The sequence below is a fragment of the Catenovulum maritimum genome (assembly GCF_001050375.1).
GTDB lineage: Bacteria > Pseudomonadota > Gammaproteobacteria > Enterobacterales > Alteromonadaceae > Catenovulum > Catenovulum maritimum.
This window is the reverse complement of the sequence record NZ_KQ130515.1, coordinates 1-24,010: the sequence shown is the minus strand read 5'-3', so window position 1 is coordinate 24,010 and position 24,010 is coordinate 1. Positions and strand designations below refer to the sequence as shown.

General features: G+C 40.5%; 13 protein-coding genes. 10 read left to right on the top strand and 3 right to left on the bottom strand.

Annotated elements, in window-relative coordinates:
• Positions 1 to 347: 347 nt before the first annotated feature.
• From XM47_RS18215 to XM47_RS18185, 7 genes are all read left to right on the top strand, one after another.
• Positions 348 to 2,843, top strand: a complete 2,496-nt coding sequence (locus XM47_RS18215; RefSeq protein WP_048695827.1) for an EAL domain-containing protein — start codon at positions 348 to 350, stop codon at positions 2,841 to 2,843.
• A 40-nt stretch (positions 2,844 to 2,883) separates the two neighbouring features.
• Entirely contained in the window at positions 2,884 to 4,671 is a 1,788-nt protein-coding gene (locus XM47_RS18210) for a thiamine pyrophosphate-binding protein (protein WP_048695824.1), read from the top strand.
• Between the two features lie 13 nt (positions 4,672 to 4,684).
• Entirely contained in the window at positions 4,685 to 5,464 is a 780-nt protein-coding gene (locus XM47_RS18205; protein ID WP_048695822.1) for an SDR family oxidoreductase, read from the top strand.
• Positions 5,465 to 5,611: 147 nt separating this feature from the next.
• Positions 5,612 to 7,729 carry a TonB-dependent receptor plug domain-containing protein gene (locus XM47_RS18200; protein ID WP_053084623.1) on the top strand — a complete coding sequence of 706 codons (2,118 nt, stop codon included), beginning with the start codon at positions 5,612 to 5,614 and terminating at the stop codon, positions 7,727 to 7,729.
• Positions 7,729 to 8,559 carry a citrate synthase family protein gene (locus tag XM47_RS18195; protein ID WP_048695817.1) on the top strand — a complete coding sequence of 277 codons (831 nt, stop codon included), beginning with the start codon at positions 7,729 to 7,731 and terminating at the stop codon, positions 8,557 to 8,559. Before XM47_RS18200 ends, XM47_RS18195 begins: the two co-directional genes overlap by 1 nt.
• A 16-nt stretch (positions 8,560 to 8,575) precedes the next feature.
• Entirely contained in the window at positions 8,576 to 9,385 is an 810-nt protein-coding gene (locus XM47_RS18190) for a hypothetical protein (RefSeq protein WP_048695814.1), read from the top strand.
• Positions 9,379 to 10,584 (top strand): MFS transporter, encoded by a 1,206-nt coding sequence (locus tag XM47_RS18185; RefSeq protein ID WP_078061964.1) that lies wholly within the window; start codon positions 9,379 to 9,381, stop codon positions 10,582 to 10,584. Before XM47_RS18190 ends, XM47_RS18185 begins: the two co-directional genes overlap by 7 nt.
• On the opposite strand, the gene XM47_RS18180 is transcribed toward XM47_RS18185, so the two are convergent.
• The 3 genes from XM47_RS18180 to XM47_RS18170 are packed head-to-tail and all read right to left on the bottom strand — an operon-like array spanning position 10,571 to position 14,334.
• Positions 10,571 to 11,818, bottom strand: coding sequence for a hypothetical protein (locus XM47_RS18180; protein WP_048695808.1), 1,248 nt, complete (start codon positions 11,816 to 11,818; stop codon positions 10,571 to 10,573). The genes XM47_RS18185 and XM47_RS18180 overlap by 14 nt on opposite strands.
• Positions 11,819 to 11,860: 42 nt before the next feature.
• A complete protein-coding gene (locus XM47_RS18175; protein ID WP_048695806.1) occupies positions 11,861 to 13,429 on the bottom strand; it encodes a sensor histidine kinase in 1,569 nt (522 codons plus the stop codon).
• A gap of 5 nt (positions 13,430 to 13,434) precedes the next feature.
• Positions 13,435 to 14,334: an ABC transporter substrate binding protein gene (locus XM47_RS18170; RefSeq protein ID WP_048695803.1), complete on the bottom strand. Its 900-nt coding sequence runs from the start codon at positions 14,332 to 14,334 to the stop codon at positions 13,435 to 13,437.
• 303 nt (positions 14,335 to 14,637) lie between these two features.
• On the opposite strand from XM47_RS18170, the gene recC reads away from it, so the two are divergent.
• The 3 genes from recC to recD are packed head-to-tail and all read left to right on the top strand — an operon-like array spanning position 14,638 to position 23,923.
• Positions 14,638 to 18,129, top strand: coding sequence for an exodeoxyribonuclease V subunit gamma (gene recC, locus XM47_RS18165; RefSeq protein ID WP_048695801.1), 3,492 nt, complete (start codon positions 14,638 to 14,640; stop codon positions 18,127 to 18,129).
• On the top strand, positions 18,126 to 21,833 hold the full coding sequence (recB, locus tag XM47_RS18160; protein ID WP_048695797.1) for an exodeoxyribonuclease V subunit beta: 3,708 nt from the start codon (positions 18,126 to 18,128) through the stop codon (positions 21,831 to 21,833). Before recC ends, recB begins: the two co-directional genes overlap by 4 nt.
• A complete protein-coding gene (gene recD, locus XM47_RS18155) occupies positions 21,833 to 23,923 on the top strand; it encodes an exodeoxyribonuclease V subunit alpha (protein ID WP_048695794.1) in 2,091 nt (696 codons plus the stop codon). The genes recB and recD overlap by 1 nt, the downstream gene beginning before the upstream one ends.
• Positions 23,924 to 24,010: the final 87 nt, after the last annotated feature.

Sequence of the window (24,010 nt, the reverse complement as noted above, 5' to 3'; positions counted from 1 at the left end):
TTAGGTCTGGTTTAATCCAAGAGCGTATTGTCATCAATTCTGGCCTTAGCTGCTTTTGCGCTGTCGCAGCACAAAAACAATTGAACAAAGATCAACACACCCTAGTGTTCTAGGCTTCTGCCAAACGTCCGCCAAACGGCAAAAAACGTCAAATTTAAGCTAGCTAAAATGAGCGCTAACTAAACCCAAATAACCTTCAGAACTGAATCAAGGACAATTATTATCCCTAAATAAATCATTTGTTTAGATAAATTTTTTATTAAATTCTTGATCAATAGTTGATAAATTCACCTAAATGCAACTAAACTCAATCCATAATAAAAATGGAATAAATAGTTGGTTAGCATTTGATTGTTTTAATTATTCTAAAAAATGAAATAGCTAGATTAAAAACCGAAAACTTGCTCACGCAAGAAAATCACACCGTTATATCAGCACCGGATAGTGTTGAAGGCATTTCAATTTTAAAATCTAGGCATGTCGATTTTGTTGTCACCGAAGTCGAAATTGGAGATGTAGACGGCTGGCGACTCTCACGATTTATTCGCACTGGCATATTAGCAACCGATGCTAACGTCCCAATACTATTAATTACCGAAAATCATTGCGAGCGCATTGCTGAAACCACAGCCAGAATGTTCGACATAAACCGAGTTATCTCGTTTCAAGAGCTGCCGCTCATATCCTCCGTCCTAGACCAAGTTTGTCGCAACAAAGACAACTTATCCGCGCTGCCGAATATACTGGTGATAGAAGACACAGAAGATACAGCCAACTTAGTTAAGCGCATGCTACAGCACAAATTTAGCATAGAGATTGCTGAAGACGGACTCAAAGGCATAGCGGCTTTTAAAACCAAACAATACGACATAGTCCTACTAGATATCCAACTGCCCGGTATGTCAGGCGACCACGTGCTAGACGAATTAATGCGGCTTAACCCGAAACAAGTCGTTATCGCCATGACAGCGCATGGCACAGTCGACATAGCCGAACTCATGCTCGTAAAAGGGGCGGCTGACTATATTCAAAAACCGTTTAAAGCAGAACAACTGCGAAGAGTGTGTGAAATCGCAGCGAAACGGGAAGACTTTATCGTCTCAAACCAACAATTTTCCGCTAAAACCACCGAACTCAGAACCGAACAACAAAAATACGACTCACTCGCCAAAACCCACTACCGTATTCTCGACAGCCTAAGCAGCATAGTGATAGAAGTAACCCCATCAGGCCGCATTACCTTTTTAAATCAAGCTTGGCAAAAATGCACGGGTTACATGGTGTCTGAATCTATCGGCAAATTATTTACCGACTTTATTCACGTGAGTCACGCACACCTAATTACATATTTAGAAGAAACCATCCAATCTGTACTGGATGAAAAATCGAACCAAAATATTATCGAAATCAAGCTCAATAGCAAAAACCAAGGCTTCTTTTGGGGCGAAATCAACTTTTCACCTTTTTACGATGACGAAAGCAAATTAGCGGGTATCGCCGGCACAATAGACGACATTAGTGTGCGTAAAAAAGCGGAAGATAACCTAAAACATCTGGCGTTACACGACACCTTAACTGGGCTGCACAACCGATACTATTTTGATAACGAACTAAAAAATATCACCAGTATTGCCACCCGTACAGGTATTGAATATTCACTGCTATATTTAGATTTAGACCACTTTAAAGTGATTAACGACACCCAAGGTCACCATCAAGGCGATCTAGTTTTAAAAGAAATATCTAAACTACTAGCCGAAAGAACCAGAGCAAGCGACATACTATGCCGCATTGGTGGTGACGAATTCGCCATGCTATTAATCAGAACAGGTCTCGAAAAAGCCGAAATATTAGCCAATGAAGTGTGTGACACCATAGCCAACTCAAGTTTTCAATTTGATGATCAAACCTACAAAGTGAGCTGTAGCATAGGCATTGCCGCAATTGATGGCCAATCTACCAATAGCGATTTATATTTACAACGCGCCGACATCGCCATGTTTGCCGCGAAAGAAAAAGGCCGCAACCGAGTACACACATACCAAGACAACGACCAAGTAACCGACGCCCTTAAACATAGTTTTGACTGGGTACAAAAAATCCAATCGGCACTGGTATCAGACCAAATCACAATGCACTTTCAACCTGTGCTCAATATCCAAACCCAACAAATTGCCTATTACGAAGCTTTGGTTAGGTTAGTAGTCGAAGACAAAATAATTTACCCTGGCGACTTTATTCCATCGCTCGAAAAAGCCGAAGACATGGATTTACTCGACCGTCATGTTGTGGGTAAAACCTGTCACATGATGCACCAATATCCAGAGCTTAACTGTGTCGCAATTAACTTATCCGCTCAAGCCTTTACCGACGACAGATTTTTACACTATGTAGAACAAAAGCTGGTGGAATACCAAATTAACCCATCACGGATTATTTTTGAGCTAACGGAAAGCGCGAGTTTATCAAATATTACCGGTACTCAACGCATGGTAAACAAACTAAATCAACTCGGTTGTAGTTTTTCAATTGACGATTTTGGCACTGGGTTTAGTACATTTGCCTACTTAAAACAAATCCCTGCGCAAAGCGTTAAAATTGACGGCTCATTTGTAAAAGACATGCTGCAAGACCCAATAGACGCAGCGCTGGTAAAAGCGATTCACGAAACCGCACTGGCACTCAATAAGAAAACCGTTGCTGAATTTGTTGAAAACGAAGCCATACTCAACAAATTAACCGAAGTGGGCGTACATTACGCACAGGGCTACCACATTGCCAAACCCATGGATATCCAAACATTAATTGCACAACAAAAACAAGCAACAGAACCCGCTGTGTAAAGGCTAAATAGTTTAGGAATAAAAATAAAAAGGTGAGAAAGTGACTGATGTAAGTAACCAAACTCAGAATAACGACGACACACATGTTTATGATTATGCTGATTTGATCTTAGAATACCTCCGCCAATTAAAAGTTGAGTACGTGTTTGGTGTACCGGGCGGCGCGATAGAGCCGCTGTTTAATGCTTTAGCACGCTCAGAGCGCAAGGGCGGCCCCAAAGTCATTATTGCACGTCACGAATGTGCTGCTGCGTTTATGGCCGACGGTTACCATAGAGAGACAGGAAAACTCGGCGTGGTTTGCTCCACAACAGGCCCAGGTGCAACAAACCTGATAACGGGTGTTGCAACTGCTTCGGTCGATAAAACCCCTATGCTAGTGATTACAGCACAAACCGCATTACCTAAGTTTGGCAAACGCGCGTTACAAGACTCAAGTGAAACTGCAATTGATACCGTTGGTATCTTTAGACATTGTACTAAATTTAATGCCTTGGTTTCGCATGAACAGCAGTTTGAGAGCAAGCTAGTTTCAGCATTGATGAATGCGGTGCAATCGCCTAAAGGGCCTGTTCACTTAAGTATTCCATCAGACATATTAAGAACAGCTTACACTAATGAAAATCCGCATTTACACGTAAATTACTTGATGCAAAGACCTTCATTTGAAGATAAAGTCGCAGTTGAATTATTGATACAAGAAATATTACAAGTCGATAAAGTTGTATTGTTCATTGGCCATGGTTGTGGCAGAGCATATGATAAAATCCAAGATTTAGCCGAATCAATAAATGCCCCCTTTGTGTCTGGCCCTATGGGCAAGCGTTGGGTTAACGAAAAGCACCCATTATATCGTGGGGTTTATGGTTATGCGGGACATAATTCTGCCAAAGAGCTTTTTCAAAACCCTGACATAGATCTGATTTTAGTTTTTGGTGCTTCGATTACTGATATGGGAATCGGTAGTTTACCCACTCATGTCTTAAATGAAAAACTGGTGCATATAGATTCTTCTGTTGAAAGTTTTAGCCGATCGCCTATGGCTAAACTACATGTTTGTGGGCATCTAGATGGTATTGTAAATCGTTTATTAGCTAAAATCTCTCAACAAAGTTGGACTCGAACATGGCAAGGGCTTGAATTTGATGCACATCGTAATGCATTAGGTGGCTATGTAGAGTTATTAGATGAAGAAAAATGTTTTTCAGATGCTGTCCCGCTAAAACCCCAAAAACTCATGGCACATCTAACGAAAAACTTACCAGAGCAGACTCGCGTATTCATTGATACAGGTAATATTTGGGCTTGGGCAACACATTACTTAAATATTGCAGATAATAATGGGATGTATCGAGTTTCTATGGGGTATGGCAGTATGGCTTGGTCAATTGGCGCTGTGATTGGTTCTGCTTTAGCATCTCCAAATAAGCCTCATATTTGCTTAGCTGGAGATGGCGCTTGGCTGATGAGTTCACATGAAATTGGCGTTGCGGTTATACATAAATTACCCATAGTGTTTGTTATTTTAAATGATGCCGCCTTTGGCATGATTAAGTTTGGCCAGCAATTAAGTCAAGCTGAATCAATTGGCTGGCAATTAAATCAGGTCGATTTTGCAGCTTTGGCGAAAGCACAAGGAGCTAATGGCATTATTATTGAATCAGTTGCTGATCTCGAAGCTGTTAATTTGGATGAATTATTTGACTCCGAAGGTCCGACATTACTTGATGTTCGAATTGATCCTGACGAAGTACCACCAATGTTTGCAAGAATTAAAAGTTTACAAGAGGGTAAAGATGATGATCAAATCGCTCTTGGCTACAAGTGAGTAATAGAACCTTATGTCTGAATTTCTAAATAAAGTGGTTTTAATCACAGGTGGAACTTCTGGAATTGGATTGGCGACGGCTAAACAGTTTTTACTTAAAGGGGCTAAGGTTGTTGTTTCTGGACGCAATCCAACCACGGGTGATGAGGCGTTGCAACAGCTAAAAGCGCTAGGCGAATCGGTTCATTTTATCCAATCGGACGCCGGCTCTGCAGCAGACTCTGCCGCATTGATTAATCAAACGGTCGCGTTATTTGGTCGTTTAGATATTGCATTTAATAATGCTGGCTTTGGCGGCGATATTGCGCCAATGCACGAGCAAAGTGAAGAAAATTGGCATAATGTTATCAATGCTAACCTGACGGGCGTTTGGTTATCCATGAAAAACCAAATCGGCCAGTTTTTGCGACAACAAACAGCAGCAACCGAACAACAGCAGTACAGCATTATTAACATGTCGTCTATTTGGGGGCTCGGAGCAAGTGACTTTGGTGTTTCTCCCTACATGGCTGCTAAACACGGTGTGATTGGTTTAACTAAAGCCGCTGCATTGGAAAACGCAGAGTGTGGGATTCGGGTTAATGCAGTGTGCCCAGCTTGGACATTAACTGAAAAAAAACAAGTTTCACTACAAGGTGAAGCAAAACAAAACGTGGCCGCTTTGCATCCAATGAACAGATTAGCTGAAATGGATGAAGTTGCCTATACTGTTTTATGGTTAGCGAGTGAAGGAGCTGGTTTTATTACAGGGCAGTCTATAGCAATTGATGGCGGTATATCCGTCAAAATGTAATCTAGAGCTTAATCAATATAAATTGAGATAATCAGCTGTAGATAAAAGCCATTTAAGCAAGGCCAATTAACGCCGGCGTAGTCGTTCTACGTCATGTTAATTTAACACAGCTAAAATGGCTTTTAGCTCAAAAAAATTGAGGTTTCAATGATAAATAAAAAGTTAATAACAATCGCAATTATGCTTGCATTAACGCCTTATGTGCAAGCGGAAACATATGATGAGAGTTTGGCGACCACAGATGACTTTTTTGACGATTTTTATGGTAGTGAAGAAATGGTCGAAATTGCCACTGGGGTTAAAACTCAAATTTATAAAGCCCCCGCAGTTGCCAGTGTATTTAGTGCTGAGCAAATAAAAAGTATGGGCGCGACTGATATTGACGACGTACTAGAAACCGTACCCGGTTTGCATATATCGAGAAGGCCGGGAGGCTACAACCCAATTTATTCTTTTAGAGGTGTTTACGAGTTTAATAACGCCCAAGCCTTAATGCTGATTAATGGTATTCCTATAACCAATGCTTATATAGGCAACCGAAACCAAAATTGGGGAGGCATGCCAGTTGAAGCCATTGCTCGCATCGAGGTGATTCGTGGCCCTGGCTCTGCTGTTTATGGCGCCGATGCCTTTGCCGGGGTTATTAATATTGTGACCAAAAGTGCTAAAGATATTAAACAAAGTGAAGTGGCGTTCAGAGCTGGTGCAAAAGACACCCAAGACGCTTGGCTTATTACCGGCGGCGAAGTGGGCGATGTTAGCTATTCTGCAATTATCGAATATCACAAAACCAATGGTTCAGACAAAGTGGTTGAGGCCGATCGTCAAACTTTAAACGATCTCGCTCACGGCACAACAGTGTCGCATGCCCCAGGTGCCATTAATCGCTACGCTGAAAATATTGATTTTAGAGGCGAGCTTAACTGGCAAGAATTTACATTGCGCGCGGGGTTACAAAAAAGACGCAGAGGGATAGGCGCAGGTTTAATTGAAGCTTTAGACCCGACCAGTTTGCAAGGCAGTAAACGCTACAATCTCGATTTAACATATAAAACCCAATTAACTGACGAGCTTAATTTTCAAGCACAAGCCAGCTTTTTTAAAACCTCACAAGAAGTGATTCGTAGTTATATTCTGTTTCCTGCTGGGTTTGCTGGGGTATACCCAGATGGCTTTATCGGTAACCCTGAAGTTTTTGAAAAGCATAAGCGCATTAATTTTACCTCTTTATATACAGGTTTAAGTAAGCACCAAATCCGAGTTGGTATGGGTTACCATAATGCAGATTTGTACAAAACCAGAGAAACAAAAAACTTTTCGTTAGGTCCAGATGGCGCACCAATTTTACCCGGTAGCCCATTACAAGATGTATCAGATACAGATTATATTTTCCTGAAAGAAAGAGACAGAGACAACCAATACATTTTTATTCAGGATGTATGGACTATCGCTAACGATTGGGAATTAACCGCAGGGTTAAGGTACGACAATTATTCTGACTTTGGCAGTACCACTAACCCTAGGCTCGCTTTGGTTTGGTCTACTAGCTTAAATTTGTCGACTAAATTTTTATATGGCAAAGCCTTTAGAGCACCGTCGTTTGGTGATACTAGTTTAATTAATAATCCTGCCCAGTTAGGTAATCCAAATGTAAAACCGGAAACCATTGAAACCACAGAGCTGGCGTTTGACTATCATCCGAGAGATGGTTTTGGCGCCATTGTGAACTTTTATCACTACACTTGGGACGATATTTTACAAGTAAGACCCGATCCACCAGTTGAAGGGGCTCCAGCAACTAAAACCATGCAAAATTTTGGTCAGCAGTCAGCTTATGGTACTGAAATTGAGTTGAATTGGCAGTTACACGATAACTTTAAAACGGCTGTTAATTATGCTTGGTCTAACGCTGAAAACGAAACTAACAATACCGAAGTTGCATATGTGCCAAGACATCAGTGGTTTGTTCAGTTCGACTTAAAAATTAATAACCAGCTAACGGCGAATTTTAAAAATAACTTTGTCCAAAACAGACAACGAAATAAAGAAGATGTCCGCGGTAAAGTCGACGATTACTGGTTAGCTGATTTGTCGCTTAGATGGAAACCTAAGGCTGATAATATTGAAGCTTCATTGATAGTAAAAAATTTATTTGACGAAGATGCTCGAGAACCTTCACCAGACGCAGCAGGCTTAGTTTACATGCCTAATGATTTACCTTTACCGGGCCGAGCGGTATACGGTGAGCTGAGGTATAGTTTTTAATGTCGCCAGATAAACCTGCCCAGCATAAACAAGATTTTGTTTATGCTGGCAAAACCCAAACCAATATTTTGTTGGAAATACCCTCCGAACAAAACCCTTACATTAGCCACAAAAACTATTTACAGGGTTACGACTTAAATCAGTTAGTTGAAAAAAAATCGTTTACCGATACCTTGCTGTTGTTGTTTTTAGGTGAGTTACCCACGCCAGCGCACAGCCAATTGCTTGAGCGCTTAATGATAGCTTTAATAAATTTAGGCCCTAGGCACCCCGCGGTTAAAGCGAGCATGACAGCCGGTGTGAGCAAAACCAATACCGAGCATTTACTACCGATTGGTTTAAATGTGTTGGGCGGAGAGCAAAACGGGGCATTAGAGGTTGCCGCTGCGGTTAATTTTATTCAGCAACATTGGCAAGCTTGTCCTGTACAAACGGCAGATGAAATTTTAAACCAAGCACAGTCAGTGGAGCTAGCGGGTGAAAATCATATTATTGCAGGCTTTGGTAACCAATATGGTGCGGTAGACGACTTGTGTCAGGCGTTAGCCAGCTCTGTTTTTAATCCATTTATTCAGCAACAAAGTGACAGTATTTTAGCTTGGGTATTGCGTTTTTCTCAGCAGTTAAATTCTGCCAATTTTGGTTTACTTAAAACGGGTTTAGCTGCGGCTGTATTTTGCCAATTAGGCATAGCTGCGAGGGAGTCGGTTGGTTTGTTTCAGTTAGTTTGTGCCCCAGGTATTTTTGCCCACGGGGTTGAGCAAACGCATAAGCCGATAACCGCTATGCCAATGTTAAAAGATGAGCAGCATATTTATCAGCCCAAATAAGCGGGTGGCGAGTTTAATGATGACAAATACTGAATATTGGGATAAACGCAATCAAACCATTTTTAACTCTGTCGGCCATTGGCAAGGCGGGGTGGATGTGACGATTGAAAACAAGTCACTGATGACAGAGTTAATGGGTCAGGTTACTTATATGCAGCTGCATATTTTAAATGCGACTGGGCAGTTAGTTGCTAAAAATATAGCCGACTGGATAGAAGTTTGCTTTATGGGCTTAAGTTATCCTGATAGTCGTATTTGGTGTAATCAGGTTGCGGCTTACGCTGGTGATACTAAAACCAGTGTGGTAGCTGCTGCGGCAAGTGCAATTTTAGCCGCAGATTCGCGCGGTTATGGCGGCAGCCATGCACGTAAAATGAGTATGGCGGCGCAGTTGTTGGCGTTTGAACAGTATCAACAAGGAATGCCGCTAGATGAAATTATTCGCCAAGCTAAGTTTAAAAATGGTAAGCCGATTATTGTTGGTTTTGCCCGCCCGATTGACCGAGACGACGAAAGGTTGAAACCTTTTGCCGAGATCCAGCAAAAGCTGGAGATTGAGCAAGGCCAATACCTGAAGTTTGCATTTTTATTGAGTGATTATTTAAAGCAGCATTTTAATTTATCGATTAATTGCGGTGGCTATGCATCGGCCTTTTTACTCGATCAGGGCTTTTCGCCTGACGATGGTTATAAAATCAATTCTTTTTCGGTTGTGAGTGGTGCGATTGCTTGTTTCCGCGATCAACAAGCTCAATCACCAAATTCGTTTTTGCCAATGAAATGTCAGGACATTGATTATACGGGTCCTCAACCCAGAGAATTATAGGTCTTATTATTAACCGTCATCCGTTTTTCTTTATTGCGTTTATCACGTTAATTACTTCGTTAATTGCGATTTCAGTTGATGTGTTACTGCCTGCTTATGCTGATATTCGCTTGGTCTTTTCGTTATCGGCTGATGGCTCGATTGAAAATATCATTTTGTATTTTTTTATCGGTTTAAGTTTGGGTTATCCATTAGCGGGTATGTCGGCTGATATTTTGGGGCGAGAAACCACGATTGCTGCTGGCTTAATTTTGTTTGTTTTAGGCTCTGTGATTGCCGCAAACGCGACCAATTTTGATACCCTGCTCTATGGTCGGTTGATACAGGGCTTTGGCGCAGCAGGACCCAGAGTGGCGAGTTTGGCCTTGATTCGTGATAGGTTTAGTGGCGCTGCAATGGCTAAAATTATGTCATTGTTGTTTGCTATTTTTATTTTGATTCCGATTGGTGCGCCTTTTATTGGCGCTTTTATTTTAGCCCTTGCTGATTGGTCTTATATTTTTTATTTTAATGCTTTAATTGCGGTTTTCTGTTTGATTTGGTTAGGGATTAAAAGCTGTTGTGAGCCGCCAGCGTCGGGCGTAAGTAAGCAAAATTTTGCCCAATTTTGTGCTACTTCGAAGCGATTATTTAGCAATTACGCTTTTTTGTTACTGTGTATTATTTCTGGGCTAATTTTTGCTGGTTTCTTTCTTTATTTGAGTTTTGTACCTGAGTTGCTAACAGGGTTTTATGCTGTCAGTAATTTACCTTTGTATTTGGCTGCTTGTGGTTTTTCTATGGGCTTGGCTGCTATTTTTAATAAATGGCTAGTGTCTGTTTTCCGACTTCAGTCTATTGTGATTGTGTCTTGTATTTTACTGGTTTTGATAGCGGCTATTGCGCATTTTGTTGATTTTAGTCGGCTGATTTATTTTGTCGTGTTTTTAAACTTGGTTTTGTTTTTTATTGGGATTATGTTTTCAAATATTAATACCTTGGTTTTGACGCCAGTGGAACAGGGCAGAGGTTGGGCAAGCGCAATTTGGGGCTTGGTGTCTAATGCGGTTGGGGCATTAAGTGTTTATGTCGCGTCACTTTTTTATACCGGTACTAGCGGCGATATTTTTGATTCGATAGGCTGTTTTATGTTACTTGCTTTACTTTTACTTGGCGTAAATCAAGGCTTGTCGCTCAGTGCTAAAGCTAAAGCTCAATAGATTCTAATACTGTTTCAAGCAGGGTTGTGCCGCTAATGCTTGGCGTTAATGATAAGGTGAGTTGGTTGTTTGGTGATAAGTTAATCACTATCCCTTGTTTGCTGATATAGCTAGACTCGGTCAGGGATTTAGGTTGTGCATTTAAGGCGCCTATTTGTTTTAAAAATTGGCTATTGTGTGGCGTTATTTTGTTTCTTAATGTGTTTTGGTTCGTCCAGTTTGTCACATAGTAGGCGATTGGATCTTGAACGGGTTTTAGCGGTTCAGTTAAATGACGTTCTCGGCCTAAAAAGCGGCTAATCTGTTCTTTGTCTTGCTTACATTGGGTTATTCTAGTTTGAATTTGTTCGGCTATTTCAGCCACGCTTGCTTGTTGAGTGTTAACCGAAACTGGGACAGTCAAAACATAGTTGCCTAGGCAAGTTTGTCTTTGGGTTTCAGTCGCTAAACTAATCGCCATGGCAAATGTGAGTTTGTCTACTTGGTTGGTTTTAGCATAGCTTTTCGCGATTGCAGCGCAGATTAGGTTGTTTTTTGTCAGGTGTTGGTTTTGAGCTTGGCTACGGTGTTGGTTTATAAATGTATTTAGATTGTACTCTCGTATATAGGGAATTTGCTTAGTCGCGCTATATGTTTTAAATATCTCTTGGTCTATCTGGTTTATCGGGCTGTGGTGAAAAGGGTAAGTTTCGATATTTTGTTGGTTGTGTTTGTGCTGCTCGGGCGTTAATTCGTTTTGCGTGTGTTGTAAAAACTCGTTAGCTGAGTATGTGGTTAGTTGTTGGGTTTGTGTGATCAGTTGCGCTAGGCTGCTTGTGTCGTTTTGTGTTAATGCGTTATATATGTTTATTAATAGGCCATATAAATGGTTGGCACTTTGGGCATCTAAATAGCCATGGTCGCTCGAGAATACAATCGCATATTGCTGCTGAGTTTTGTCGCTGAGTAGTGTTAAGGCTAAAGGCACATGACACAATTGAGTTTGCATTTGGCTAAAGGCATTCGTTGATATTTGTTTAAACTCTGTGGTTATTGCCTTGGTGGAGATGTGCTTAAAGCTTTTATTTTGTTTTGAGTTTAGTGGCGTGGTATGACTAAATTTTTCGATGTTATCGACTAAATAGTGATAGCTTGCTTCGGCTATGCTGATGTCTATTTCACCTTGGTAAAGGTAACCTTGGCTAAATATCATGTTTACTTGACTGAGAAATTTTTCAACTTGTAATTTATGCATGGTTTTATTTCTGCTGAGTTGGTTTAGCCAGTTAGCACTGTTTTATTGTTTTTTCAGTGGCAAGATAACGGTGAAGGTAGCGCCTTTACCAAGTTCGCTCGATACTTGGATTCGACCATTCATTAATTCAATGAATTTTTTACTTATCGCTAAGCCAAGCCCAGTACCACTAAATTTACGCGACTGGCCTGAGTCGACTTGTCTAAACTCTTCAAATATGTAGTCTTGCTGCTCTTGGCTTAAGCCAATACCTGTGTCTTGTATTTCAAAGTAGATGTGCTGGTGTTCTGTTTTGATAAATAAGTTAACTGCGCCATTTTCGGTAAACTTACAGGCATTGCTGAGTAAGTTAATCAGCACTTGTTCTAGTTTTTCTTTGTCGCTGATAAAGTGAGTTTGCTGCGCTAAGTTGGTTATATTGAATTGGTTGTTATTTTTTGCTGCGAGTGGCGGAATCACATCGTTTAGGTCGTTTGCGAGTTTTTCGATACTTAGGTCTATGTCGTTTAGATCTTGTTTGCCAGCTTCAATTTTTGCAAGGTCTAGTAAGCTGTTTATCATAACCAGTAGGCGCTGGGCATTTTTGGTGACCTTGTCCATGTCGTCGATTAATTCGAAGTTGCCTTCTATTTCTAGTTCTTCTGTGATCAGTTCGCCGTAACCTAAAATAGATTGAATCGGGGTGCGTAGTTCGTGGCTCATGTTGGCCATAAATTCTGATTTATGTCGACTAGCGGTAAGGGCTGAGTCGCGTGCTTGTACCAGTTCTTTGGTTCTAATTTCGACTTCTTTTTCGAGTTGGTCTCTGTGTTTGGTGATGCTTTCTTCGTGCTTTTCGAGCACTTCCATCATTTGATTGTAGGACTTTGCCATTTCTCTGAGTTCTTTTGCGCCCGATACTTCGGCAAAGTGATGGTCTGTTGTCTGTTGGGCTAAAGCCATAGTCGAGGCTAGGCTGTCGAGCGGTTTAAAGAGTTTAACTAAAGCGAAATATAATAGTACGCCGAGCGCAAATACTGAGCTAAAGCCGATAAGCGTGATGGTAAAGGTTATTCTTTTTTGCGCGCTAATCAGGTTACTTTTACTAAAGTAAACTTCGGCATAGCCTATAATTTCGGCTGCTTGCTTTTGGTTTGATTCTGTTTCAAAGCTAAAGGCGAATTCATCTTCTAGTTCGTTGTCTTCTGATTGTAAGCTGATTGGACTTGCGACTAGCCAGTAGTTTTCGGTTTCGGCGACAATTTGTGTTTTAGTGATGCTTTTGTTTTGTTGCTTTAGAGATTTGGGTATTTCGCCAAGTAAGGAGAATGTGCTGTGATCTTCTTTAGTCAGCCTTGCCGCGATAACAGATTGAAAGCCTTCAACTTGTTCCATTGCCGCTTTGGCGTTAAATTCGGAACCGGATAATAATGGGAATACGGTTTGTTTGGCTAGGCCTTCTGTAATTTGGAAAGCATTTTTAAGCATTAAATCGCGCGATTGTTTGTTGACCGTTTGACTGGTCAACAAACTGAGCATAACCATCATTATCGCAACGCCTGTAACCACTATACCAATCGCTTGGCTTTTTATGCTGAAGTTTGGGTTGATGAGTTTATTGAGAATCGTCATTAATTTTAGTTCGGAAATGTCAGCGCAAAACCTGATTTTTGACTGTTGCCATAATCAAAACCTAAATGCGCAGCGGTTCTTAAATTAACCGCGAGTTCGATATCGAGTAGCGGTGTGACGATAGTTTTTTTGGTTTTGCTGATATTGAGGATCATTTTGACTAATTTGTGACCCAGTTGTTCGTTGTTAGGTAAGGCTGAAAAAAGTGCGCCTCGTTGGGCATGGGTTGGTTTGCTGGAAAAAACCACCATTTTGTTTTTCCATGCTTTTTCTAAAATAACTGGCACTATCACTTTGTCGTGTGCTGTGACAGGATCGAGCGGTAGCCAAATTGCTTGGTTGCTTAGGTCGTCGCCTTCAAATAATTGGTCGTAAGTTTTAACCGCTTGTTGAATGTTTTTTACTTTTATTGCAACCAGTTCTAACCCTTTTAGTTTGGCGTCTTGTTGGGCATTTTTAATGCTCCATTCAGTGGTTGGGGTATATAATACAGTTATTTTTTTTACATTGGGCGCTAGGTTTATTAAGGATTGGAATAAGCTCTCGGGCGCTGTCATTAAGCTAACCCCTGAAATACCATTGGGTCTAATCGGCAGCGCGCCAACTACAACTGGGGTTGATTGGTAGATTTTTTTGGCAATAACCCAGCCGCGTTTGCCTAAGGCAATGACTTTGTCATTTTTGATTGAGCTGGCAATTTCGTTTGGATCAAATTTACTCGGCAGTTTAAGGTAGGTTATATCGCCTTTAAATTCTGAATCTATGCCTTGTTTGATTTGTTCGTAGATGGTGTCGTAGGGGGCGTTAACGTCAGGATAAACAACCGTTAGGCTATCTGCCTTAATATTTACATTAAAGCTCAGTAAGCTGAAACAAAATATTAGACGAATTAACCTATTTATCATTGGATACCATATGGTTACATTGATAACTTAAATTTATATGTAGACAATTTTGTTGTGTCTTGTCGTAAATAATATACAAAGAAAAATCCAATTTTTAGCTTTATTTTTATATCGGCGTTAAGCGTTAAACACTTAATGATATGCACTTAAATAGACCGTATAATGCTTATTTTGTTCCCAGTTATAAGGTTTAATTATCGCCTTAGACTGGTTTATTTTCAACCGCTTAATTGTAGATTTTGGCCGACTTTATATTTTATTTATAGTCTATTTTTTTAAGTTGGGCACTAATATTGAGGGAATATGTTTACTGTTTATCCATCTAATCGTTTAGAAGATTTGATTGTGTTGGCGCAAAAGGTGTTAGAGCAGCGCCAAACTGGCATTTTTGAGCCGGATATTATCTTGGTAGAAAGCCAAGGTATGCAACATTGGCTGAATTTACAGTTGGCCAAAATGCAGCATATTTCAATGAATATTGAGTTCCCTATGCCGTCGCGTTTTATTTGGGATTGGGCACGTAAAATTTTAGGCGATCAAGCCATTCCGAGAAAGTCACCTTATAGTCGTGAAATTTTAAGTTTTCGGATTGATCAGATTTTTTGTCGACCAGAGTGGATGCAGGATGCAGAGACTCAAGTTGTTTCTAATTATTGGTTTGCACCGGGTTCAAAGTCGGACCAAGCGCCTGATCCATTACGACGTTTTCAGTTGGCAAGTCGTTTAGCCGATGTTTTTGAGCAGTATTTGATTTATCGACCAGATTGGCTAGCCGCTTGGCAAGCCGGTGAATTAGTGGCTGAGCTGCAAGATGACAATGCCGAGCCGTTAACTCAAGTTTGGCAAGCTAAGCTTTGGCGTTTGTTAATTGAGCAGGAGGCTTATCATCCTTCTTCTTTACAAGATTTAGCGATTGAAAAACTGGCAGAACATAAAGACAAGTTACCTCAGCAAATTTTAATTTTTGGTATTAATACTTTGGCACCTAAGCCACTTGAGTTTTTTCAGGCGATTGCTGAGCATACTCATGTGCATTTGTTTCATTTAAATCCCTGTGTTGAGTTTTGGGGCGATTTAAAAACCGAAAAGCAAAAGGTTAAAGCGCAATTAGAAAATCAGCAACAGGCTAGTCGAGTTCAGCAGGTGGATGATTGGCTTGCAACTGAGCAAATTAATAATCCGTTATTAGCTAATTTAGGTGGGCAGGGACGAGCATTTTTTAATGCACTGCAAAAAGTGAATAGTTATGAAATTAGCGCATTTGATTTGTTTGATCATGATGAGTTAGCTGAAGATGGTTTAACGCCGCTTGAGCCAAGTGTGCTGCAGCATATTCAGCAAGACATTTTGAGCTTGTCGGATGCCCGTCAAGTGCCACAGGTTAAGCAAGACGATTCTATTTATATTAGCGCTTGCCATAGTGCGCTACGCGAAATTCAAACTTTGCATGATTATTTGTTGTATCAGTTTGAGCAAGACCCGAGTTTAAAAGCGCAAGATGTTGTGGTGATGTGCCCAGCGATTGAAGATTATGCGCCTTATATAGATGCGGTTTTTAAGCGGCCTTGGCAAGAAAATTTGTCGGGTTCGCCTAAGTTACCTTGTTCGATAGCGGATAGGGCTTATATTGACTCTGAACCTTTAATTAATACTTTTGCCGATTTATTAAGTTTGCCGGATAGCCGTTTTGAGGTGTCGAAAATTTTGGCTTATTTACGTTTGCCTGCATTACAAATTAAGTTTGGTTTTAGCGACGATGAGTTGTTGAAAATTGAAACTTGGCTACAGCAAGCTGCGGTACATTGGGGCTTAAATGCCGAACATAAGATGCAGCAATCTGAGGTTGTGGGCATTGGTGAAAAATATAGTTGGCACTGGGGCTTAAAACGTTTACTACTTGGTTTTGCTTGGGGCAATCAGGAGCATATTTATTATCCTGACCTTGAGCAAACTGATGAGCGCACGGGGGAGTTGTGGCTTCCCTATATTGAGGGCAGTGATGCGGTTTTATTAGGTCGACTGTGTTTGTTACTCGATAGGTTAAGTTTTCATAGTCAAAGTTTGCTGCAGTTAAGAACCCCTCAGGCTTGGTTGGCATATTTAACTGAGCTTAAAGTCGATTTTTTTACCATTGAAGCCGAAGAAGAAACTGCATCCGATATTATTGATGCGGCGATTAGTTCATTAACCGAAAGAACTGAGCTAGCCGATTATCAGCAAGCTTTAGATTTAACCACGGTAAGATATTATTTAAATCAGCACTTTAGCCAAGCCGATCCGGCCAATCACTTTTTAACTGGGCAAATTACATTTTGCTCTATGGTGCCGATGCGTAGCATTCCATTTAAGATTATTGCCATTTTGGGTTTAAACGATGGTGCTTATCCTAGGCAGAGTATTCCGATTAGTTTTGATTTGATGACGCAAGCTCCGGCTAGAATGGGGGATCGTTCTCGTCGTTCAGATGACAGGTATTTATTTTTGGAAGCGCTTATTTCGACTCGCGATAAATTTTATTTAAGCTATCAAGGCCGAGATATTCGTAATAATAACCCACGTGAACCGAGTTTAATTTTAAAAGAGTTAATGGATTATTTGGCGCTTGGTTATGGTTGGCAGTTCGATTTTTCTGCCCAAGCGGCTAATAACCAGTTACATATTCAAACTTTACATCCTTTTAGTTTGGATAATTATTCGGCTGCAGCGGATAAAATTAAAAGCTTTGATGTGAATTGGTGTCGTTTAGCTCAGCCGCAAGCACGTCAGCAAGATTCTGAGTTTAAATTGGAAGCATTTGAGTTAGCAGAGTCTGGTATTTCAGTTGATGATTTAGTGCGGTTTTTTGCCGATCCTTTGGCGGTTTTTGCTCGCATTCGTTTAGGCCTTAATTTTAATGATTATCAGCAGTTGAGTGATGATAATGAGCCGTTTAGTTTAGATGGTCTAACTGAGTATCAATTAAAACAAGATTTTTATCAGTTAGCCGCTGCGAGTTTGTTAGAGACTGGTATTTTGGCGGATGACAGTGTTGAGGCGCAAGCTGAGGTTATTAGCTCTGAATGGTTGGCTGAGCGTTATCAGCTGTCGGGCTTATTGCCTGATTCTGATTTAGCTTCGGAGAGCTTAGCGCAAGTTAAGCAACTGACATCTGATTTTACTCAGTCACTGGCTGAATTTCCGACTTTTGCTAAAGCTCAGCATACACTGGCTTGTCAATTCGATCAGGGTAAGTCGTCCGTTAATTTAGTCGCGGATGTTTACCAGTTCTCGAGTCATGATTCGGTGCAGGGCGTTTTGAGTTGGCGTCCTGCTCAGGCTAAGCCTAAAGACCATATTCGGTTATGGTTGAATCATTTGATGGTTACTGCGGCAACGAATCAAGCTGTAACCAGTTTCGCGAAATTTGTGAATAGTAAAGATTCGAGTATCCAGTCGTTAATTTTAAGACCCTTGGATGTGGCTTCGGCTAAGTCTGAGTTGAGTAAATTTGTTGACTTGTATTTGGCTGGGTTAAATCAGCCAAACTTACATTATGTCGATATAGCGCATTGCCTGATAAATAAAAATGAATCTAAACCTGCTGAGACGTTAGCGCATGATGCTAAGTTAAGCCGAGAATTACAAAAAGCCTTAGCCGATAAACTCGATTTGAATGAGTATTTTGCTTGGTTTGCTGCGCAGGGGTATATCCAGTTGGATGAGTCTAGTTGTGCAAATTTACAAGCGAGTTTAATTGAGCTGTATTTGCCGCTTTATCAAAACTTGGAAGAATTAAAGCCGGAGAAATCTAAATGAGTTTAATTTCTGAGACGATTGAAGCGCAAAAGCTTGATCCTGCTAATTTAGCTTTGTCGGGTCGGCATTTAATTGAGGCCAGTGCTGGGACAGGTAAAACTTTTAATATTACCCGCCTGTATTTGCGTTTGTTATTAGAAAAGCAATTGCCTGTGCAAAAAATCTTGGTGATGACTTTTACTAAGGCTGCGACGGAAGAGCTGAAGGGAAGAATAGATAAAGAGTTAAGAAACGCACTTAATAATTGGCATGAGTTAGTTTTAAAAGATGAATTTTTTGCCAAGCTGGCGCAAAGGCTCGATTTTGAATTGGTTGAGAAACAACTCAAGTTGGCTTTGTTAGAGTTAGATGATGCCGCTGTTTTTACCATTCATGGTTTTTGTAATCGAGTTTTGTTACAGCAGGCATTTAATAGCGGCGCTTCTCTTGAAATGCAAATGGAGAGTGATACCAGCGAGTTGCTGTTAAATGCGGTGCGAGATTGGTTTAGGTTGATTAATTCGCAATCGGAAAATTATCAGTTACTTAAACAGCAAAATTGGCATACACCTGAACAGTTTTTAGCGCGCTTTGCTAATTTGTTGCGCAGTCATCATGCGGTTCAATTTAGTCAGTTAGATGAGATTAAACAGCAGCACATTGAACAAAAGCAAGCTTTCTTCAATGCGTTTTCTCGCTTAAGAGATTTAATTGTTGAAAAGCTGGTGGCGAGTAAAAAAGGTAAGGAAAGAGAACAGCGGCAGTTTGAGCTTGAGGCGGTTGAAGCTTGGCTTCAAGCTGAGGCTGTGATAGATGCACCCGTTGAGGTGACTGCGTTTTTTAATGGCCGACGAACACGTGATGAGCAGCTAAAAGTTTTATTTACTGAGTTTAAGTTGTTGCATCCAATTACGCCTAAATTAAATTTAGCTGCCTGCCATCAGGTGGTTTTTGCTGGCATTATGCAAATTAGAGCTAAATTTGAGCAGCTCAAAACCAAGCAGTCCATTATGGATTTTGATGATTTAATTCGGTTTTTAAGTCAAAAATTATCTGCGGATGATTCAAGTCATTTAATTAGTGCGATTCGTCAAGAATATCCAGTTGCGCTGGTGGATGAGTTTCAGGATACAGATCCAGAGCAATATGCTATTTTTTCTAAGCTTTATCCTCAGTCGAGTGAACATTTAGCTTTGTTTATGATTGGTGATCCCAAACAGGCTATTTATGGTTTTAGAGGTGGAGATATTTTCACTTATTTAGCTGCCCGTCAGCAGGCTGATTATCATTGGTTTATGGATACCAATTGGCGTTCTACTCAGAGTATGATTTCGGCTTATAACCGTTTATTTTGGGGCAATGATTTATCTAGCCCTAAACCAGCTGATGTGTTTGGTTATGGTATAGGTTATGACCAAATTGGTTTTAGTCAGCATGCTCATGCGGCGAGTGTGAGTTTGGATGATCCTAATAGCCAAGTTAAAGCATTGAATTATGCTTTTTTAGCCGAGGTTGCTGAGCCAAGTGGCGCACGAGGGGCAACTAAGGATGATTATTCAACTGCGTTAGCAACTTGGTGTAGTAATGAAATTGTACGTTTATTGAGCCAAGCAAAATTAGCTGGCCAAGCGTTGCAAGAGCAAGATATTGCAATACTAGTTAGGCGCGGTGCCGAAGCTGAGCTTATTCAACAAACTTTGTTAAAAGCCGGTCTTAATTCGGTTTACTTAAGTGATCGCAGTAATATTTTTACCAGTTATGAAGCGCGCCAAATTTTGTATGTTTTGCTTGGCATTTTAGAGTTAGAAAATGAGAGTTTATTGATTCGCGCTTTAGCGACTGAGTTAATGGGCTGGGATGCAGCTAAGTTAGCCAGAGTTAAAACTGAAGCATTCCAACATGAGTGGGAAGAGGCGGTTAATTTTGCGGTTGAGTTACGTTTAAATTGGAAAAAGCAGGGTGTCATGACTCTGTTGTTATCTTTGATTCATAAATTTTATCAGCCGAACCCAGATAACCACGAACGTGGTTTAACTAATATGATTCATCTTGCTGAAATTTTGCAGCAAGCATCAAGTCAATTTAAGCACCCTCAGCAATTGGTTAAGTGGTTTAAATTACAGTGTCATGAGCAAACGGCTTTGATTGAAGCCGAGCAACGACTTGAGAGTGATGCAAATTTAATTCGAATTGTGACTCAGCATGGTTCTAAGGGATTGGAATATCCGATAGTGTTTGTCCCTTTTGCGAGTGACTTTAAAGATCCGATTAAGTTTGGCAATCAAACGGTTAAGCATTTTAAGTATCATGATCCAAGCCGTGGCCAAACTCAATATCAGCTAGGTGAAACTGAGCAAGTGAAGACGTTAGCGACGGAAGAAGGTTTGGCTGAATCTGTCCGCTTGCTTTATGTTGCTGTGACACGTTCTTCCCATCGTTGTTATTTGGGCGTTGCACCTTATAAAGATAGTTACAAATCCCCACTGGGAACCTGTTTAAAATTAGCTAAAGATGATGCTTGGCAGAGTGAGTTATCTGCTGTGGTTGAGTCTAGTGAGAAAGCCAGTCCTAATTCGAGCGCTTTGATTTTAATTCCGCCGCAGCAAAGCTTATCGGTTTATCAAGTTGAGACAGTGGAGCATCAGTTACTTGTTCCGGCTGAATTAAGCCGCGATATTTATCAGCCTTGGTCTTTGTATTCGTTTTCTGGTTTAACCAAGCATGCCCATGTGAGTCGTGCTGGCCAGTTAGGAAATCAAGAACGTAAGGATGATATGCTGGACGCTTCTTCGTTAGTGAGTGTTCAGGCTGAAACTGAATCTGCGATTGAATCAAGTGAGTTAAGGTTTACGTTAAAGAAGGGCGCTGCAGCAGGTAATTTGTTGCATGATGTGTTGGAGCATACGGATTTTTCTGAGCCAAATTGGGATGAGAGTTTACCTGCCCCTTTAGCCAGATTCGGCTTGTTAGAGGACGAACGCCAGCCTGAGTTAATTACTTGGTTTGAGCAGGTGTTAGCCGCTCCTTTACCTTGTTTGCTAAATTCGGATATGACTTTTTGTTTAGCCGATTTGTCTTGGCAACAAACTTTGCGCGAAGCTGAATTTTATTTTCCGCTTGAGCAAATTAATTTTAAAGCTGTGTTAGCTTGTTTAACTGAGCATAGGTTTGGCAAGCAAGCGAGTTATTCGCCAGAGCAAATGATTTACTTACCGGGGCAAGATAAGTTAAACGGTATGATGCATGGTTTTATTGATTTAATTTTTGAGCATGATGGCCGCTTTTATGTGGCTGATTATAAGTCGACACATTTAGGGCATGATTATCAAGATTATGCTTTTGATGCATTAAAGCTAAATAACCAAACTCATTTTTACGATTTACAATATCTTATTTATGCCGTTGCGCTGCATAGGTATTTGCAAACTCGTGTACCTGATTATCAAGTCGAACAACATTTTGGCGGCGTTTATTATTTTTATTTACGTGGAATGACGGATGCAAATGCAAGTGTAAATGAAGAGATAGACATAGAGGTAAGTGATTCGAATTTTTATGGTGTTTATTACGATAAGCTGTCGATAGAATTACTGATTCGTTTAGACAAGGCGTTTAATTTTGTCGCAGATGCTAATCCGCTCGGTAAAGCTAGCGCAGAACCTAAGCTTAACGAGGAAAGCTCAGTTTTGGGTGATTCTGATCCGATTCAAAAGGAGTTGTTTTAATGGCAAATGCATCTGTCAGTGGTTTAACCCATGCCGCTTTAATTGAATACTTAGGTTTGGATGCTTTTTTATTACAGCAGCAACCGCAAACTTTGTATTCAGGTTTTTATGCGTGTCGTAAAAATATAGAGGGCATTGAGGCCATCGACTTTTTCTTCGCTCAACAATTGGTCGAGCTAGTGGATCGTTTAGCGGATGAGGATAAGGTTGTTTTTTTCCATTTATGTTTGGCTTTATCTTTTTACCAGCGGCAAGGTCATGTTTGTTTACCGCTTGGTGAAATATCAGAAAGCTTGTTTGGTTCTAATCTAGATTGGAAATTAAAGCAGTTAGAAGCGGAGCAAATTGCGACCGAATCTTTGAGTGTAGAAGATAAATCTGCCATGCAAGCTCAACTTTGTGCGGGTTATCTGTTTCCTTCTTTAATTCAATTAGAGCAAGTACTAGACAAGGCGTTAGATTTAAACTCAAGTTTACCGATTAAATTTGAGCCGCCTTATCTTTATATCAGACGATATTGGCTGTATGAACAACAAGTCGCTGATAATTTGAATCAAAGGCTTGCTTATACGCCGCCGTCAACTGATGTGGTCGCTAAATTGAAAACGAGTTGGCCGCAATTGTTTTCATTCGCCTATCAAGATAAGACTAAGATTGATGAATCTGAAACAGATTGGCAACAAGTTGCAGTCGCTAATTCGATAGGGCGGAAGCTCAGTGTCATTTGCGGTGGCCCAGGAACAGGTAAAACTTATACAGTTGCACGTTTGTTGACGGCTTTGCAAATTGCCGCAGATTCACCCTTAAGTATTATGATGGCAGCACCAACGGGTAAAGCCGCGCAAAGGTTAAAAGAATCTATCTTGGGTGCAAAACAAGATTTATTAGCGCAAGGCTTTTCGAGCGAGTTAGTGGATTCACTTCCTGATAAAGCTAGCACCTTACATAGGTTACTAGGTTATAAACCTAATTCGACTCAGTTTAAGCACAATAGAGATAACCCATTACAAGTGGATGTATTGCTGATTGATGAAGTCTCTATGATAGATTTGCCTATGATGGCGAAATTGTTAGATGCTTTACCTCAAACCAGTATATTGATTTTATTGGGTGATGCACAGCAGTTACCTTCGGTTGAAACCGGTTGTGTTTTGTCTGATTTAACTCGGCAAGCTTTAGGTGATGGGGTTAGTTATCCGGAAACCTCTGTCGCTTCGATTAAACAAATTAGCGGCCAAGTGGTTGAGCTGATGTCAGAACAAGCAAATAATCAAAATTCGGGTTATGTTAGTTTTTTAACCAAAACACACAGATTTGGTGGTGATATCGGCTTAATTGCAACTGAGGTCATTCGCTCTGATATCAATTCGAGTCAATTACGCTTAGTTAAACATCAATGCTTTGATGTTAAAGAAAATCTATTTTCTCAAGATCCTAACAATCAAATTAGCTACTTTGCTGCTGATTTAGTGGGTGACTGGCTGGTGGCAGCGGCAAAACATTATTATGGCCGTGTGTTTGCGGCTGAAAATATTGCGGAAGCGTTTGCCGCTTTATCTCAGTTTAGAGTGTTATTACCTATGCGGGTGGGCGAAACTGGGGTTGTTGAGGTTAATAAAAAGATTGAACAAGCGCTTGCTAGTGTTCATTCACATATTAGCTATAAGCCTAATACTGAGCTGGTTTATCAAGGTAAGCCAATTATGGTGGTTGAAAATAGCTATGCCACGGGCTTATTCAATGGCGACATAGGTTTAATTTGGCCTGATGCTTCTGGCAAGTTAATGGCATGGTTTGAAAATGATGTCACTGCAGGGACACAAAAATATAAGTGTTACAGTTTAGCTAGGTTACCTAAAGTCGAAACTGTCTATGCAATGACAATTCATAAAACACAAGGTTCCGAGTTTTCGAATGTCGCGATTATTTTACCGAGTCAAAATTCGAATATTTTATCACCTGAGTTAATCTACACTGGCATTACGCGTGCAAAGAAACATTTATATTTATTAGGTAATTTAAATATTTGGCAATCGGCTTTATTGAATAAGACAAGTCGGCACTCAGGCCTAGCCGCTAAATTGAAATAGATTTTAAACTTAATACGGTCAAAAAGGACTGGATTAACTTGGTTTATGTTGCTTTTTAAAGCGAATCGAATGCTTTTTAATCGAACA

Bases quoted from the DNA above. Each gene is read 5' to 3' on its own strand.
- XM47_RS18205 (WP_048695822.1), top strand. From the start codon at position 4,685: ATGTCTGAATTTCTAAATAAAGTGGTTTTAATCACAGGTGGAACTTCT.
- XM47_RS18200 (WP_053084623.1), top strand. From the start codon at position 5,612: ATGATAAATAAAAAGTTAATAACAATCGCAATTATGCTTGCATTAACG.
- XM47_RS18195 (WP_048695817.1), top strand. From the start codon at position 7,729: ATGTCGCCAGATAAACCTGCCCAGCATAAACAAGATTTTGTTTATGCT.
- XM47_RS18190 (WP_048695814.1), top strand. From the start codon at position 8,576: ATGATGACAAATACTGAATATTGGGATAAACGCAATCAAACCATTTTT.
- XM47_RS18180 (WP_048695808.1), bottom strand. From the start codon at position 11,818: ATGCATAAATTACAAGTTGAAAAATTTCTCAGTCAAGTAAACATGATA.
- XM47_RS18175 (WP_048695806.1), bottom strand. From the start codon at position 13,429: ATGACGATTCTCAATAAACTCATCAACCCAAACTTCAGCATAAAAAGC.
- XM47_RS18170 (WP_048695803.1), bottom strand. From the start codon at position 14,334: ATGATAAATAGGTTAATTCGTCTAATATTTTGTTTCAGCTTACTGAGC.
- recC (WP_048695801.1), top strand. From the start codon at position 14,638: ATGTTTACTGTTTATCCATCTAATCGTTTAGAAGATTTGATTGTGTTG.
- recB (WP_048695797.1), top strand. From the start codon at position 18,126: ATGAGTTTAATTTCTGAGACGATTGAAGCGCAAAAGCTTGATCCTGCT.
- recD (WP_048695794.1), top strand. From the start codon at position 21,833: ATGGCAAATGCATCTGTCAGTGGTTTAACCCATGCCGCTTTAATTGAA.